Origin of the sequence: Mycobacterium shottsii, assembly GCF_010728525.1 — a bacterium.
Classification (GTDB): Bacteria; Actinomycetota; Actinomycetes; order Mycobacteriales; family Mycobacteriaceae; genus Mycobacterium; species Mycobacterium marinum.
In genome coordinates this window covers 53,781-68,545 of record NZ_AP022572.1, presented here as the reverse complement: position 1 = coordinate 68,545, position 14,765 = coordinate 53,781, and the positions used below count along the sequence as shown (strand labels likewise).

Genomic DNA, 14,765 nt, shown 5'->3' with positions numbered 1-14,765 from the left:
TACACAAAAACACCCCCATACTCTGGGGGTGTTTTTGCATGTCAACAATCGAATAACGTCAGATCCGCCCGCACAGTCAGATCCGCCGGCACACACGCCCTCTCCAACTCCAACAGCGCCTGCTTCCGATCAAGGCCACCCCCATAGCCGGTAAGCCCCCCACTGGCACCAATCACACGATGGCACGGAACAATCACCGCTACCGGATTACGGCCATTGGCCAGCCCAACCGCACGAGCCGCACCCCGCGCACCAATCCGCTCCGCAATTTCGCCATAGGAACGGGTGTCGCCGTAGGGAATTGTCAGCAGTGCCTGCCAGACGCGTCGCTGGAACTCGGTCCCACGCAGGTCTAGCGCCAGATCGAAGTCGAAACACTCACCAGCGAAATAGGCGTCGAGTTGGCTCACCGCATCGGCGAACGCCTCATCATCAACTTCCCAGCCGACGCGGCTGGGTTCGTAGGTCTGGTCGACCATCCGCAGATTGGTCAACACGCCGTCATGCCCGGCCAGGGTCAGCGGTCCTATTGGGCTATCAATGATGCGGTAGTGAGTCATGCAACCTCCCGTGGTGGCCAATCGTTTACCGAATGCTCGAGTGTGGTCCAAAGGTGTTGGGTTGCATACGAACGCCAGGGACGCCAGCGCGCACTGCGCTCCAGTAGACCCGGTTGACGCTGGGGCAGGCCCAACTGTTTCGCGGCGAGCCGGACGCCAAGGTCTGCCAACGGAAACGCGTCCGGGTCGCCCAGCCCGCGCATGGCAATGACTTCCGCGGTCCATGGGCCGACTCCGGGGATATCGAGCAGCTGCTCTCGCGCCCGAGTCCAGTCGCATCCGGCGTCCAGGTTCACCCTTCGGTCGGCGATGGCGTCGACCATCATGCTCAAGGTGCGCTGTCGGGTCTTGGGGACGGCCAGATGGATCGGGTCGATTTCGGCCAGGTCCTGCACCGACGGGAAGGTATGAGTCAAGGTTCCGCCTTGATCGTGGATCGGTCGGCCGTAGGCGGTGACCAGGCGGGCCGCGTGGGTACGCGCAGCCTTGGTCGACACCTGTTGTGCGAGCACGGCGCGCACGGCGAGTTCTGCCTCGTCCACGGTGCGGGGTATGCGCTGCCCAGGTGCCGTGGCTACTACCGGGCCCAGAGCGGGGTCGCCACTGAGGGCCTCCACAACAGCCTCCGGGTCGGCATCAAGATCGAGCAGGCGCCGGCATCTGGCTGTGGCGGCCGCGAGGTCGCGGAAATCGTCGAGCACCAGTAGACACCGGACGTGGTCGGGCGCGGGTGTCAGCGTGACGATGCCATTGCCGGACGACAGTCGCAGCGTGCGTCGATAGGCACCATCACGGACCTCCTCACAACCCGGCACGGCCCCGGCGGCGAGGTGGCCGAAGACACCCTGGTAGGCAAAGGGGGTTCGCACCGGCAGGCGCAGGGATACCGTGCCCGGCGAGGCGGCGGGTGCGCCGAACCGCGCGGCAGCGTGTCGACGCAACGCCGTTGGTGTGCTGTCGCAAACCAGGCGGATGGTGTCATTGAACTGCCGGATACTGGAGAACCCGGCCGCAAACGCCACGTCGCCGAAGGGCAGATCGGTGGTCTCGATCAGCACCCGTGCGGTCTGCATCCGTTGGGCGCGGGCCAGCGCGAGGGGACCGGCGCCGACCTCAGCCTGCAGCAGGCGTTCCAGCTGGCGTGTGGTGTAGCCCAGACTCGCGGCAAGCCCGGTGACACCTTCGCGGTCCACGGTGCCGTCGGCAACCAACCGCATCGCCCTCGCGACGATGTCGCCGCGCACGTTCCATTCCGGCGAACCCGGTGACGCGTCAGGGCAGCAACGTTTGCAGGCCCGGAAGCCCTCACGTTGAGCTGCCGCAGCTGTTGGAAGAAACCGCACGTTGCGGGCGAACGGTGGGCGAACGGGGCAACTCGGCCGGCAGTAGATCCGGGTGGTCAGCACCGCGGTCACGAACCAGCCGCCAAACCGAGCGTCCTTGGATTGGACCGCCCGATAGCAGCGTTCGAAGTCTTCGTGCACCCTTAGAGGATTACACCTGCGCAGCGTCATGACTGGCGGAAAAACGACATCAAAGTGAGCTGACAGCGGTCTCCGGCGACGGCTACGGGCGTGGGCTGTTGGCGGGGATGGCCAGGCGGGTCGGCCGGTCGCGGCCGCGAAGTGTCACCGTCTCCGCCAAATTCCAATGGGCACGTTCGGTTTCGGTTGCGCCGGCTACCGTTTCCGAGGATGCCACTAGGCGGGCGGAATGCGATTTGGCCAGTTCACACAGCCGGGCCGCCTCGTTCACCGGTCCACCGATCACTGTGTATTCGAACCGCTCATTGGCGCCGACATTGTCGGCGACCACTTGTCCTGCGGCCACGCCGATGCCCGCCCGGCACTCCGGCACCTCGGTGCAGAGTCGCCCGGCGATGGCCCGTGCGGCGCTCAATGCCGCGACTTCGGGGCACTCGAGTGGATTTGGCGCACCGAAGATGGCCAGGGAGGCGTCACCTTCGAATTTGTTGACCAGGCCGCGGTGACGCTCCACCTCATCGACGATCGCCGCGAAAAATCGGTTGAGCAACTGCACCACGTCTGTGGCCGGCCGGTTGCTCACCAGTTGTGTCGAGCCGATGATATCGACGAAAACAACCGCGGCATAACGCTCTTCGCCGCCCAGCTGCGGCGGCTTTCGTTCCGCGGCCGCGGCAACTTCGCGTCCGACGTGGCGGCCGAAAAGGTCGCGGACGCGTTCGCGCTCACGCAGCCCCTCGACCATGGAGTTGAAGCCGCTCTGCAGCTCGCCGAGTTCGCTGCCGTCGAAGACCACAACATCTCCCCGTAGGTCCCCTCGTTCGACGCGCTTGAGTGCGGCCCGCACGACCCGTACCGGGGTAGCCGTCAGCCACGCCGAGATAGCGATCAGCAACAACCCGAAGACCAGGGTTGCACTGGACGCAATCAATACGCCCACGGCGAATTCCACCTCGGTGAGGTGCAACAGCGCTATTTCGAAGACCGCCAGTAAAGCGATGCCCACGACCGGCACGCCCGAACCGAGCAGCCAGATCAGGATGGTTCGCCCCATGATGCCCGAGACGATCCGTCGGGGTGGGGGGCCTGTTTCAAGAGCTTGAGCGGTCAGCGGCCGCAAGGCGAACTCGGTGAGTAGGTAGCTGCCGGTGGCCACCAAGATTCCGCAAAAGCTGACCGCGAAGAGATATTTCGGGATAAAGCGGATGTCGATCAGGCCGTAGAGGGTGGTGAACAACAACGTCCCCAGTCCCCACAAGAACAGGTGGACAGCCGCGATTCGGGACGGAACCAGGAAGGTTTCACGACTCTCGGCGCGGTTGGACGGGCGGCCCTCGATGTACCAACGCAGGGCCCGAACGGTGTTGGAGGTAATCCAGAAGCTTCCGACCACAAATGCCGTCACGTCATATCCGGCTCCGACGCCGAAGGTGAGCCATCTCGGCGCCTCGGTAATGACGTTGGGCTCCTGGATGGCCACGAACACCAGCAGCAACGCGACACCTATCGCGACCAGGTTCGCGGCCATGATGGATGAGGTCAGCATGAGCTGGATGCGGATTCGCCGGCGTTGTGGAGTCTCCGTCAACTGTCCGAGCAGCCGGGAGCCGTACGCATAGTTTTCTGTTAGCTGGTCGCTCTGCTGGGTAATCTTCTCCAACGCTCGACGCAAGCGCTGGACTACCGTGTTTGTGGCGACCACGGTTGCGCAAGCCTAGTTCCTTGACGGCTGTTTGAGGCTGGAATTTATTCGCCACATCGCCGGGTCCGTCTCGGTGTGGACAGGTGAGTTGGGGTGGCCGTATGGAACTGGACTCCCAGCGCGGCCAGGTTTCAGATGGGTGCGGCCAGGCGGGTGGGTTGGTCGTGGCCGCGTAGTGTCACGGTCTTGCCGACAGACCAGCGCGCACGTTCGTCGTGGCTGGCGCCGTCGAGTGCGGCCCCTGACGCCAGCAACCGGCCCGGGTGGTCTTTGGCGAGCTCGCACAGGCGGGCGGCCTCGTTGACGGGTTCGCCGATCACCGTGTACTCGAAGCGCTCCTTGGAACCGACGTTGCCGGCCACCACCTGTCCTGCCGCCACACCGATGCCCGCCTGGCATTCGGGTACTTCGCTGGCCAGCCGTGCGGCGATGGCTCGCCCCGCGGCCAGGGCCTGATCCTCGGGCCGCTCGAGGTGGTTGGGCGCTCCGAAGACCGCCAGCGATGCGTCGCCCGCGAACTTGTTGACCAGCCCGCGATGGCGATCCACCTCGTCGACGACCACCGCGAAAAACCGGTTGAACAGCGCGACGACATCGGCCGGCGGCTGGCTGGTGACCAATTTGGTGGAGCCGACGATGTCGATAAAAACCACGGCGACGTGGCGTTCTTCGCCGCCGAGTTTGGGCCGTTCCCGTTCGGCCGCGATCGCCACCTCGCGCCCGACGTGGCGGCCAAACAGGTCGCGCACTCGTTCACGCTCGCGCAGTCCGTCGACCATCGTGTTGAAACCGCGTTGCAGCTCGCCGAGCTCTGTCCCGTCGAAGACCACCAGATCCCGCTGCAGGTCGCCGTTGGCCACCCGATGCAGCGCCGCACGGACCACGCGCACCGGTGTCGCGGTCAGCCACGACATGATCCACATCAGGATGAAACCGAAGATCAGCGTTGCCATCGACACGATGAGTACCCCGACCGCGAACTGGGTCTCCGACAGGTTGCGCAACGCAATCTGGAAGACGGCGACCAGGGCGATGCCGACCACCGGAACTCCCGAACCAAGCAGCCACACCATCATGGTTCGGCCCATGATTCCCGAGGACAATCGCCGTGGCGGCGGTCCCGCCGCCAACGCCTGAGCCGCGACCGGACGCAAGGCAAACTCGGTGAGCAGATAGCTGCCGGTGGCGACCAGCACCCCGCAGAATGTCACGGCGAACAGAAACCGTGGGATGAACATGGTGTTGGCCATGCCATACAGAGTCGTCAGCAGGACCGCTCCGGATCCCCACAGAATCAGGTCGAAGACGGCCACTCGCCACGCGGCCAGGAATGTGTTGCGCTCGTCCTCCGGCGTCGGCTGGCGTTCCTCGATCGCCCATCGCAGGGCAAGCACCGTCCGTCGGGTGATCCAATACGTTCCCAGCGCCAGCGCAACCACGATGTAGGACGGCACCACCACGAACGTGATCCACCACGGTGCTTCGGTGAAAACGCTCGGTGATGGGATTGCGACGGTCACCAGCAGGATGGACACCGCGATCCCGAGCAGATTCGCGACCACGACCATGACCGTCAGGATCGTTTGGATGCGTATCCGTCGGCGTTGTTGGCTTTCCGAGACCCGACCGAGCAGCCATGAGCCGTACGCCGGTGTCTCCGGCAGCCGCCCGCTTTGACGGGTCACCCTTTCGAGCACCCGCCCCAGGCGCTGCGAAACGCCCTTCTTGGCGCCTTTCTTGCTGCCCGTCTCGGCGGCCTTCGTCGACGGCATGGTGGCGTCAGCCTAATTTGTCGGGCACGCTCTAAGGTGATTCGGGTGCGTCTAGTCATTGCTCAATGCACCGTCGACTACGTTGGCCGCCTCACCGCACATCTGCCGTCCGCGCGCAGGTTGCTGTTGTTCAAGGCCGATGGTTCGGTCAGCGTGCATGCCGACGACCGTGCCTATAAGCCGTTGAACTGGATGAGTCCGCCCTGCTGGTTGACCGAAGAGCCCGGCGGCGACTCACCGGTGTGGGTGGTGACCAACAAGGGTGGCGAACAGCTGCGCATCTCCGTCGAAGAAATCGAGCACGACTCCAGCCACGAGCTGGGGGTCGATCCCGGATTGGTGAAGGACGGTGTGGAGGCCCACCTGCAGGTGCTGCTCGCCGAGCATGTTCAGCTGCTGGGGGAGGGGTACACGCTGGTCCGGCGGGAGTACATGACCGCGATCGGGCCGGTGGACCTGTTGTGCCGCGATGAAAGCGGAGGAGCGGTTGCGGTGGAGATCAAGCGCCGCGGTGAAATCGACGGTGTGGAGCAGCTCACCCGCTATCTCGAGTTGCTCAACCGTGACAGCGTGCTGGCACCGGTGAAAGGTGTGTTCGCGGCTCAACAGATCAAGCCGCAGGCCCGCACTCTGGCCACCGACCGGGGTATCCGTTGTGTGACATTGGATTACGACAAGATGCGTGGGATGGACAGTGACGAGTACCGGCTGTTCTGAGCGCCGCGATTAGACTGGCCGGATGGCTCGGCGCCGCGGATCCCCACGCCGGCAGCGGCCGATGTCCTTCGCACCGATGTTGCGCAGGGTGGAGGCAGGGTCGGACGGCTACGACTACGAAGTGCGCCCAATTGCGGCGGCCCGCGCCGTCAAGACCTATCGGTGTCCGGGGTGCGACCACGAAATCCGTTCGGGCACTGCACATGTGGTGGTATGGCCGATTGAGCTACCGGGATCGGCGGACGACCGGCGGCACTGGCACACGTCGTGCTGGGCAAGCCGCGCAACTCGCAGTCCGACGCGTAAGTGGTCTTAGACCCTGCGGGCCGGCTCCACCAATTCGATGAGGACGCCACCCGCGTCCTTCGGGTGGATGAAGTTGATCCGCGAATCCGCGGTGCCCCGTCGAGGGGTTTCGTAGACCAAACGGATGCCCTGAGCCCGCAGCTGCTCGCTCAGTTTCTCGAGATTGCTTACCCGGCAGGCGAACTGCTGGATGCCCGGACCCCGCTTCTGCAGGAACTTCGCGATCACTGACGACTCGTCGATCGGCGCCATCAACTGGATTTGGGCCGTCTCGGGGGCGCTGGGCACCGCCAGCATCGCCTCACGGATTCCCTGGTCGTCGTTGACTTCCTCGTGGACTAGAATCAGCCCCAAGTGGTCGTGGTACCACTCGATGGCCGCATCTAGATCGGCGACGGCGATGCCGAGGTGATCGAGCCCGGTCACCAGTGAGGTTTCCAGAATCTGACGGGCGTCAACTTGATCGGTCGTCATAACACAACGGTAACCTCATAGCGGAGAATCTGCTTCTTCGGGTTGGCCGGATCGGCCGTTCCGTTGCGTTTAGGAGGTAGTCATGACGACGTCGGTGATCGTTGCTGGAGCCCGGACACCGATCGGTCGGTTGATGGGTTCGCTGAAGGATTTCAGCGCGAGCGACCTGGGCGCGATCGCCATCAAGGCAGCCTTGGAGAAGGGGAATGTGCCGGCCTCACTGGTCGAGTACGTGATCATGGGCCAGGTGCTCACGGCGGGCGCGGGACAGATGCCCGCGCGGCAGGCCGCGGTCGCGGCGGGCATCGGCTGGGACGTACCCGCGCTGACGATCAACAAGATGTGTCTGTCCGGCATCGACGCCGTCGCGCTGGCTGACCAGCTCATTCGGGCCGGGGAGTTCGAAGTGGTGGTCGCCGGTGGTCAGGAATCCATGACCAAGGCGCCTCATCTGCTGATGGATAGCAGGTCCGGCTACAAATACGGCGATGTCACCGTGCTGGACCACATGGCCTACGACGGACTGCACGACGCCTTCACCGATCAGCCCATGGGCGCTCTCACCGAGCAACGCAACGACGTGGACGGTTTCACCCGGCGCCAGCAAGACGAATACTCGGCCGCGTCGCATCAAAAAGCGGCCGCTGCCTGGAAAGATGGCGTCTTCGCCGATGAAGTGGTGCCGGTGAGTGTGCCTCAGCGCAAGGGCGATCCGCTGCAGTTCAGCGAAGACGAAGGAATCCGGGCCAACACCACCGCCGATTCCTTGGCAGGCCTCAAGCCGGCGTTTCGCAAGGACGGCACCGTCACCGCAGGCTCATCGTCGCAGATTTCCGACGGTGCGGCCGCGGTCGTGGTGATGAGCAAGGAAAGGGCTCAGGAACTGGGGCTGACTTGGCTGGTCGAGATCGGTGCGCACGGTGTGGCGGCGGGCCTGGACTCGACGCTGCAGTCGCAGCCGGCCAACGCGATCAAGAAGGCCCTGGACAAAGAGGGCATCACGGCCGACCAGCTCGATGTGGTGGAGATCAACGAGGCATTCGCCGCCGTTGCCTTGGCCTCGACCAAGGAACTTGGACTCGATCCGGAGATCGTCAACGTCAACGGTGGTGCGATCGCCTTCGGGCACCCGATCGGTATGTCGGGAGCCCGCATCACGCTGCACGTTGCGCTGGAGCTGGCGCGGCGCGGTTCGGGCTACGGGGTTGCCGCGCTGTGTGGCGGCGGAGGGCAGGGCGACGCCCTGATTCTGCGCGCCGGATAGGCCCTCCCGAGGGCTCGCCGAGGTTGCTGGATGCGAGCCGGCAAGGGGTGGTGTGAGATTGGTCATAATTCCGTGACCCAGGCGTCGTGGGCGTATTCAGGGCACTCAATTGGCCAGTCGTGAGACCGCCGCGACCGGGTGGATCGGTGCCGACGCGGCGTGACAGACTTGATCACGTGACGCGTCCCCGACCTCCGATCGGGCCGGCCTTGGCAGGTGCGGTCGATCTTTCCGGTCTCAAGCAACGAGCCCAACAAGACACCGCGGCAGGCGGCGCTTCCGGCAAGGCGCCCGAGGCTCAGCCGGGTGTGGTTGAGGTCACCGAGGCCAACTTCGAAGACGAGGTGATTGGCCGGTCCGACGAAGTGCCCGTTGTGGTGGTGCTGTGGTCGCCGCGCAGCGATGTGTGCGTCGAACTGGTCGACACGCTGTCCGGCCTTGCCGCCGCCGATATGGGCAAGTGGCGGCTTGCCACGGTCAACGTCGACGTGGTGCCCCGAGTCGCTCAGATATTCGGTGTGCAAGCGGTGCCAACGGTGGTGGCATTGGCTGCGGCGCAGCCGATTTCGAGCTTTCAGGGGCCCCAGCCTGCCGAGCAACTGCGCCTCTGGGTGGATTCTCTCCTGTCGGCGACCGACGGAAAGCTAAGCGGTGTAGTCGGTTCGGAGGATGCAGAGGAAGTCGATCCAACTGTGGCCCAGGCCCGCGCGGAACTCGAGGAAGGCGACTTCGACGCCGCAAGGGGGTCGTATCAGGCGGTGCTGGACGCCAATCCAAACAGCGTCGAAGCGAAGGCGGCCATTCGTCAGATCGACTTCCTTTCGCGGGCAACCGCCCAGCGGCCCGATGCCGTCCTTGTTGCCGACGCCGCTCCGGATGATGTCGATGCGGCGTTTGCGGCCGCCGACGTGCAAGTCCTCAGTCAGGACGTCACCGGGGCATTCGAACGTCTGGTTGCGTTGGTACGACGCACCTCCGGTGACGAACGCACCAGGGTGCGCACTCGGCTGATCGAGCTGTTCGAGCTCTTTGACCCTGCCGACCCCGAGGTGATCGCGGGCCGGCGCAGCCTGGCCAGCGCGCTCTACTGACGGCCAGCAGCATCAACCGCCCCCGCTGATGCCGGGTGGGTCGCGGTGGCGCCGGCGTCGATCGCGGCTAGGGTGTGTCTGCTTAATGTGAATGGTGTTTTGGCTGATGCTGTTTGGGTGATGCGGACGCATGCGATTTCTGATGATTTGTGGTCGCTGATCGTGGCGGTGTTGCCTGCGGGGCGGCGGCGTGGCCGGCCGTGGAACGATCATCGACGTACTCTGGAGGGCATTATCTGGCGTTACCGTACGGGATCTCCGTGGTGTGACCTGCCCGAGCACTTCGGTCCCTGGCAATCGGTGGCCGAGAGGCATCTACGCTGGTCGGTCGATGGCATCTACGCGCGGATCTTCGCGGCGATCGCCTCTGACCTCGACGCCGAGGACGCCGACCTGGGCGCACTGTTGTCGGTCGATTCGACCAGTGTGCGCGCCCACCAACACGCAGCCGGAGCGCGCCCCGGGCGCCGCACAGGGGGATCTGTCGAATTACAAGAAATATCTCGATGAGCCCGATGACCACGCCATTGGGCGTTCCCGCGGCGGGCTGACTACCAAGATCCACGCCTTGACCGACCAGCTGTGCAGTCCGGTCACCCTGGCACTGTCGGCCGGTCAAGCCGGTGATAATCCGATGCTTTGGCCACTGCTGGCCGCCCGGTGCAGCAACTCATACGCCCCGTTTCACCTGCTGGCGGACAAGGCGTACTCCCATGACTCGACGCGGGCACAGCTGCGCCGGCTCAAGATCGCCCATACCATCCCCGAGCGCAGCGACCAGATCACCCGCCGCAAAGCCAAAGGCCGCAACAGAGGACGGCCTCCGGGGTTCTCAGGCCGAATCTACAAGCACCGCAACACCGTCGAGCGAAGCTTCAACCGGCTCAAACACTGGCGCGCGGTCGCCACCTGCTACGACAAATACGCCCTGACCTACCTCGGCGGTGCCACCCTGGCCGCCATCATCACCTACCACCGCGTCCGCAATTAGCAGACAGGACCTAGGCGGGTTCCAGCCACAGCGCCGACGAGGGCGGCAGCACCAGCACCGCGGATGCCGGACGGCCGTGCCATGGCTCCGCGGTGGCATCAACGCCGCCGAAATTACCGACTCCAGAGCCGTTGTAGATCGTTGCGTCGGTATTGAGCACCTCACGCCAACGACCGGCGATCGGCAGGCTGAGGCGATAGTCGCTGTGTTCTGAACCCGCGAAGTTGAATATGCAGGCCATCACCGAGCCGTCGCTGCCATGCCGCAGGAAGCTCAAGACATTGTTCGCCGAGTCGTTGGCGTCGATCCAGGAATAGCCCTCGGGGGTGGTGTCCTGACTCCACAATGCGCAATGGTCGCAGTAGATCTCGTTGATGTCGCGGACCAGGCGCAAGACGCCATTTGAGAAGCCTTTCTCTTCGAGTTGGAACCAGTCCAGGCCGCGCTGTTCGGACCACTCGGCGCGCTGACCGAACTCCTGTCCCATGAACAGCAGTTGCTTGCCGGGGTGGGCCCATTGGTAGGCGAGCAGGCTCCGCAAGCCGGCGGCCTTGGTGTGATTGCTACCCGGCATCCGGCCCCATAACGTGCCTTTGCCGTGGACCACCTCATCGTGACTCAGCGGCAGCACGTAGTTCTCGCTGAACGCGTACAGCATCGAGAACGTCATCTCGTGATGGTGGTAGCTGCGATAGATGGGATCGCGGCTGACGTAGTCGAGCGTGTCGTGCATCCAGCCCATGTTCCATTTCATGGAGAAGCCCAGGCCGCCAATGCTGGTTGGTCGAGTCACCCCGGGCCACGAGGTGGACTCCTCGGCAATGGTGACGATGCCCGGCGCTGCCTTGTGCGCTGTGGCATTCATTTCCTGCAGGAACTGCACCGCCTCCAGGTTCTCTCGCCCGCCGTAGATGTTCGGTGTCCAGCCGTCCTGCGGGCGGGAGTAGTCCAGATACAGCATCGACGCCACCGCGTCCACTCGCAGGCCATCGATGTGGAACTGCTCGATCCAGTACAACGCGTTGGCCACCAGGAAGTTGCGCACCTCAGGCCGGCCGAAGTCGAAAACGTAAGTTCCCCAGTCTAGTTGCTCACCCCTTTTGGGGTCCGAGTGTTCGTAGAGCGGTGTCCCGTCGAACCGCCCTAGGGCCCATGCATCCTTGGGGAAGTGCGCGGGCACCCAGTCCACGATGACCCCGATGCCCGCTTGGTGCAGTGCATCGACCAGGGCCCGGAAGTCGTCGGGGGTGCCGAACCGGGATGTCGGCGCGTAGTAGGACGTGACCTGGTATCCCCACGACCCGGCGAACGGATGTTCTGCAACGGGGAGTAGCTCTACGTGAGTGAACTTATGTGCCACAACGTAATCCGTCAGCTCCGTGGCGAGCTGGCGATAGCTGAGGCCGGGTCGCCACGAACCTAGGTGGACCTCGTAGGTGCTCATCGGCTCGAATACCGGATTGCGTTGTGCACGCTCGTTCATCCAGACGCCGTCACCCCAGCTGTAGTCGCTTACGGTTACCCGCGATGCCGTCTGGGGCGGTACTTCGGTGCCGAAGGCGAACGGGTCGGCCCGCTCCGAGACCACACCGTCGGCTCCGTGTACCCGGAACTTGTAGAGCCCGTCGGCGGGGAAGTCGGGCCAGAATAATTCCCACACCCCCGAGGAACCCAACACCCGCATGGGAGCTTCACTGCCGCTCCATCCGTTGAAGTCGCCGATCAGGCTGACACCCTCGGCGTTGGGAGCCCACACGGCGAAGGACACCCCGTGGACCACGCCGTCGGCCGTGGTGAACAAGCGGGGGTGGGCGCCGAGCGCCTCCCAGAGTCGCTCATGGCGGCCTTCGGCGAACAGGTGCAGGTCCACCTCGCCCAGGGTGGGCAGGAAGCGGTACGCGTCGGCAACCGCGAACGGCTCCGAGTTCTCATAGCTGACTTGCAGTCGGTAGTCGATGAGGTCGACAAAGGGCAGCGCGACTGCGAACAAGCCAGACTCGATGTGCTGCATCGGAAACCGGTGGTCACCGACTATGGCGATCACTTCTGCCGCGTGCGGCCGAAACGCACGGATGACTGTGTGGTCGCCGTACTCGTGGGCGCCCAGGACGCCATGCGGATTGTGGTGTGAACCGGCGACTAGGCGCGCCAAGTCGTTGGGTTCGGGCGCCAGGTGCGTCCCGGCGAGTTGGTCGGTTCTGCTCACTGCCCCTCACCTCCTGCTTAGCAATGTGATTCGAGATTGTTCCGGTATAAGTGGCATGTTGATGATGTGGGCAACCGCTCGGCCCGGATCGATGCGAATGTAATTCGTTTGCCCCCACTGATATTCCTCGCCGGTTACTTCGTCACGTACCCAGAACCGGTCGTAGGGCTCCATCCCCAATGCGTGCATGTCCAACGACAGTGTGGCCACCTCGGGCGTGAAGGCATTCAGCGTCACGACCACCAGAACGCAGTCGCCGGTGGCCGGGTCGAACTTGCTGTAGGCCAGCAACGCGTCATTGTCGACATGGTGGAAGTAGATCGTGCGCAACTGCTGCAGTGCCGGATGCAGTCGCCGAATCGCGTTGAGCTGTGTGATGAACGGTTCCAGCGATCTGCCCTCGGCGAGAGCACCCGCGAAGTCACGAGGACGCAGTTCATACTTCTCCGAGTCCAGGTACTCCTCGCTGCCCTCGCGCACGGCGCGGTGCTCGAACAACTCATAGCCCGAGTACACGCCCCAAGCGGGACCCATGGTGGCGGCCAGCACCGCGCGGATGGTGAACATGCCTGGGCCATGGTGCTGCAGCACGGCGTGCAGGATGTCGGGGGTGTTGACGAAGAGGTTGGGCCGTCGGAAGTCGGCGAGCTTGGCTATGTCGTTGCCGAATTCGGTGAGCTCCCACTTGGCGGTCCGCCAGGTGAAATAGCTGTAGGACTGGGTGAAGCCGAGCTTGGCCAGTCCGTACTGACGGGCCGGCGGCGTGAACGCCTCGGACAGGAACAGGACGTCGGGGTCGACAGCCTTGATCTGGCCGATCAGCCAAGCCCAGAAATTGGGCGGCTTGGTGTGCGGGTTGTCAACTCGAAAGAACTTGACCCCATGGTCGATCCAATATTGCACCACCCGCAAGACTTCGGCGTAGAGCCCGGCAGGGTCGTTGTCGAAGTTGAGCGGATAGATGTCCTGGTACTTCTTCGGCGGATTCTCCGCGTAGGCGATGGTGCCGTCCGGCAACTCCGTGAACCAGTTGCGGTGTTCACGCGACCATGGGTGATCCGGAGCGCACTGCAGCGCGAGATCAAGGGCGACCTCCATGCCCAGATCGCGCGCCGTTGCCACGAACTCATCAAAGTCGTCGATGGTGCCCAGGTCCGGATGGACCGCGTCGTGACCACCCTCGTCGCTGCCGATCGCCCACGGAGATCCGACATCCCCGGGTACGGCGGTGGGGTTGTTATTGGGGCCCTTGCGGTGCACCTTGCCGATCGGGTGAATCGGCGGAAGGTAGACCACGTCGAATCCCATGCCCGCGATGCGGGGGAGTTGTGCCGTCGCGGTGGCGAAGGTCCCGTGCACCGGCTTGCCCTCGTCGTCCCAACCACCGGTCGAGCGGGGGAACATCTCATACCAGGCCCCGAAGCGCGCCACGGGCCGATCGACCCAGACTCCGAGCTGCTCGCCGCGGGTGACCAGATCCCGCAGCGGATACAGCTCGAGCACTTCGTCGATCTCGGGCGTCAGCGCCAGGGCCGAGCGAGTCACCGGATCGCCCGGGGCCCGCAATGCTGCCGCGGCCTCCATCAGCGGCCAGCGTTGTGCGCGCGGCACCCCGGTCGCGGCGCGCTCCAGCAGCGCCGCGCCGGCCAGCAGGTCGTTGGACAGCTCGCTCTCGCCCTGCCCGGCGTCGAGTTTGGCCACCAGCCCGTGCCGCCAGCTGTGAATCGGGTCACCCCAGCCGTCGACGCGAAACGTCCACAGCCCGACGCTGTCGGGGGTGAACTGACCGTGGAAGACGAAGGGCTCTTCGCCCATGGTCATCGGAAACAGCAACGGCTTGACCCGCTGCTGTTCGGCTGGCCTGGTGCTCAGCTCCGCTTCCGCGGCCGCAGCCGCCTGGATCCTTCGTACATCCGCGACTTGCGGATAGCGCGCTCCCAAATAGCGCACCACCAGCGTCGCGGCCACCGCCTCGTGACCTTCCCGCCATACCGACGCGCTGACCGGAATCACCTCACCGATCACCGCTTTGGCGGGGTATGTGCCACATGAGACGACGGGCTGGACGTTATCGATCTCGACACGACCGGGCACCGATCACTCCGTTCCTGGATCACCACCCCGGACGATTACCAGCAGATGTCGCCGGGGTTTCTTCGTGTGTCGCTGTCTGCTCGTCTCCTAGCGCCCCATACCCA

Annotated in this window: 11 protein-coding genes and 1 pseudogene; 5 read left to right on the top strand and 7 right to left on the bottom strand. The window is 64.4% G+C overall.

Annotated elements, in window-relative coordinates:
- Window positions 1–41: 41 nt before the first annotated feature.
- The 4 genes from G6N41_RS00300 to G6N41_RS00285 all read right to left on the bottom strand — a co-directional run bounded on the left by G6N41_RS00300 (window position 42) and on the right by G6N41_RS00285 (window position 5,518).
- Complete coding sequence (locus tag G6N41_RS00300; protein WP_198966268.1) at window positions 42–560, bottom strand: methylated-DNA--[protein]-cysteine S-methyltransferase; 519 nt, start codon at window positions 558–560, stop codon at window positions 42–44.
- Window positions 557–2,044, bottom strand: coding sequence for a DNA-3-methyladenine glycosylase 2 family protein (locus G6N41_RS00295; RefSeq protein WP_198966267.1), 1,488 nt, complete (start codon window positions 2,042–2,044; stop codon window positions 557–559). Before G6N41_RS00295 ends, G6N41_RS00300 begins: the two co-directional genes overlap by 4 nt.
- Window positions 2,045–2,126: 82 nt before the next feature.
- A complete protein-coding gene (locus G6N41_RS00290) occupies window positions 2,127–3,746 on the bottom strand; it encodes an adenylate/guanylate cyclase domain-containing protein (protein WP_198966266.1) in 1,620 nt (539 codons plus the stop codon).
- A gap of 131 nt (window positions 3,747–3,877) precedes the next feature.
- Window positions 3,878–5,518 (bottom strand): adenylate/guanylate cyclase domain-containing protein, encoded by a 1,641-nt coding sequence (locus tag G6N41_RS00285; RefSeq protein WP_198966265.1) that lies wholly within the window; start codon window positions 5,516–5,518, stop codon window positions 3,878–3,880.
- A gap of 45 nt (window positions 5,519–5,563) precedes the next feature.
- Between G6N41_RS00285 and nucS the strand changes: the two genes are divergently transcribed.
- Entirely contained in the window at window positions 5,564–6,235 is a 672-nt protein-coding gene (nucS, locus tag G6N41_RS00280) for an endonuclease NucS (protein ID WP_012395662.1), read from the top strand.
- A gap of 22 nt (window positions 6,236–6,257) precedes the next feature.
- Complete coding sequence (locus tag G6N41_RS00275) at window positions 6,258–6,551, top strand: hypothetical protein (protein ID WP_198966264.1); 294 nt, start codon at window positions 6,258–6,260, stop codon at window positions 6,549–6,551.
- Here the strand turns inward: G6N41_RS00275 and mce are convergent.
- Complete coding sequence (gene mce, locus G6N41_RS00270; RefSeq protein WP_198966263.1) at window positions 6,548–7,015, bottom strand: methylmalonyl-CoA epimerase; 468 nt, start codon at window positions 7,013–7,015, stop codon at window positions 6,548–6,550. The two genes, G6N41_RS00275 and mce, sit on opposite strands and share 4 nt — an antisense overlap.
- A gap of 82 nt (window positions 7,016–7,097) precedes the next feature.
- Here mce and G6N41_RS00265 point away from each other — a divergent pair, with 82 nt between their 5' ends.
- The 3 genes and pseudogenes from G6N41_RS00265 (at window position 7,098) to G6N41_RS00255 (ending at window position 10,361) form a co-directional block, all read left to right on the top strand.
- Entirely contained in the window at window positions 7,098–8,279 is a 1,182-nt protein-coding gene (locus G6N41_RS00265) for an acetyl-CoA C-acetyltransferase (RefSeq protein WP_198966262.1), read from the top strand.
- Between the two features lie 176 nt (window positions 8,280–8,455).
- Complete coding sequence (locus G6N41_RS00260; protein ID WP_036456211.1) at window positions 8,456–9,370, top strand: tetratricopeptide repeat protein; 915 nt, start codon at window positions 8,456–8,458, stop codon at window positions 9,368–9,370.
- Between the two features lie 117 nt (window positions 9,371–9,487).
- Window positions 9,488–10,361, top strand: a pseudogene (locus G6N41_RS00255) (IS5 family transposase).
- A gap of 10 nt (window positions 10,362–10,371) precedes the next feature.
- Here G6N41_RS00255 and glgB read toward each other — a convergent pair.
- Together glgB and G6N41_RS00245 are read right to left on the bottom strand one after the other, a co-directional pair.
- Window positions 10,372–12,567, bottom strand: a complete 2,196-nt coding sequence (glgB, locus tag G6N41_RS00250) for a 1,4-alpha-glucan branching protein GlgB (protein WP_198966261.1) — start codon at window positions 12,565–12,567, stop codon at window positions 10,372–10,374.
- A gap of 6 nt (window positions 12,568–12,573) precedes the next feature.
- Window positions 12,574–14,661 (bottom strand): alpha-1,4-glucan--maltose-1-phosphate maltosyltransferase, encoded by a 2,088-nt coding sequence (locus tag G6N41_RS00245; protein ID WP_198966260.1) that lies wholly within the window; start codon window positions 14,659–14,661, stop codon window positions 12,574–12,576.
- Between the last annotated feature and the right edge of the window lie 104 nt (window positions 14,662–14,765).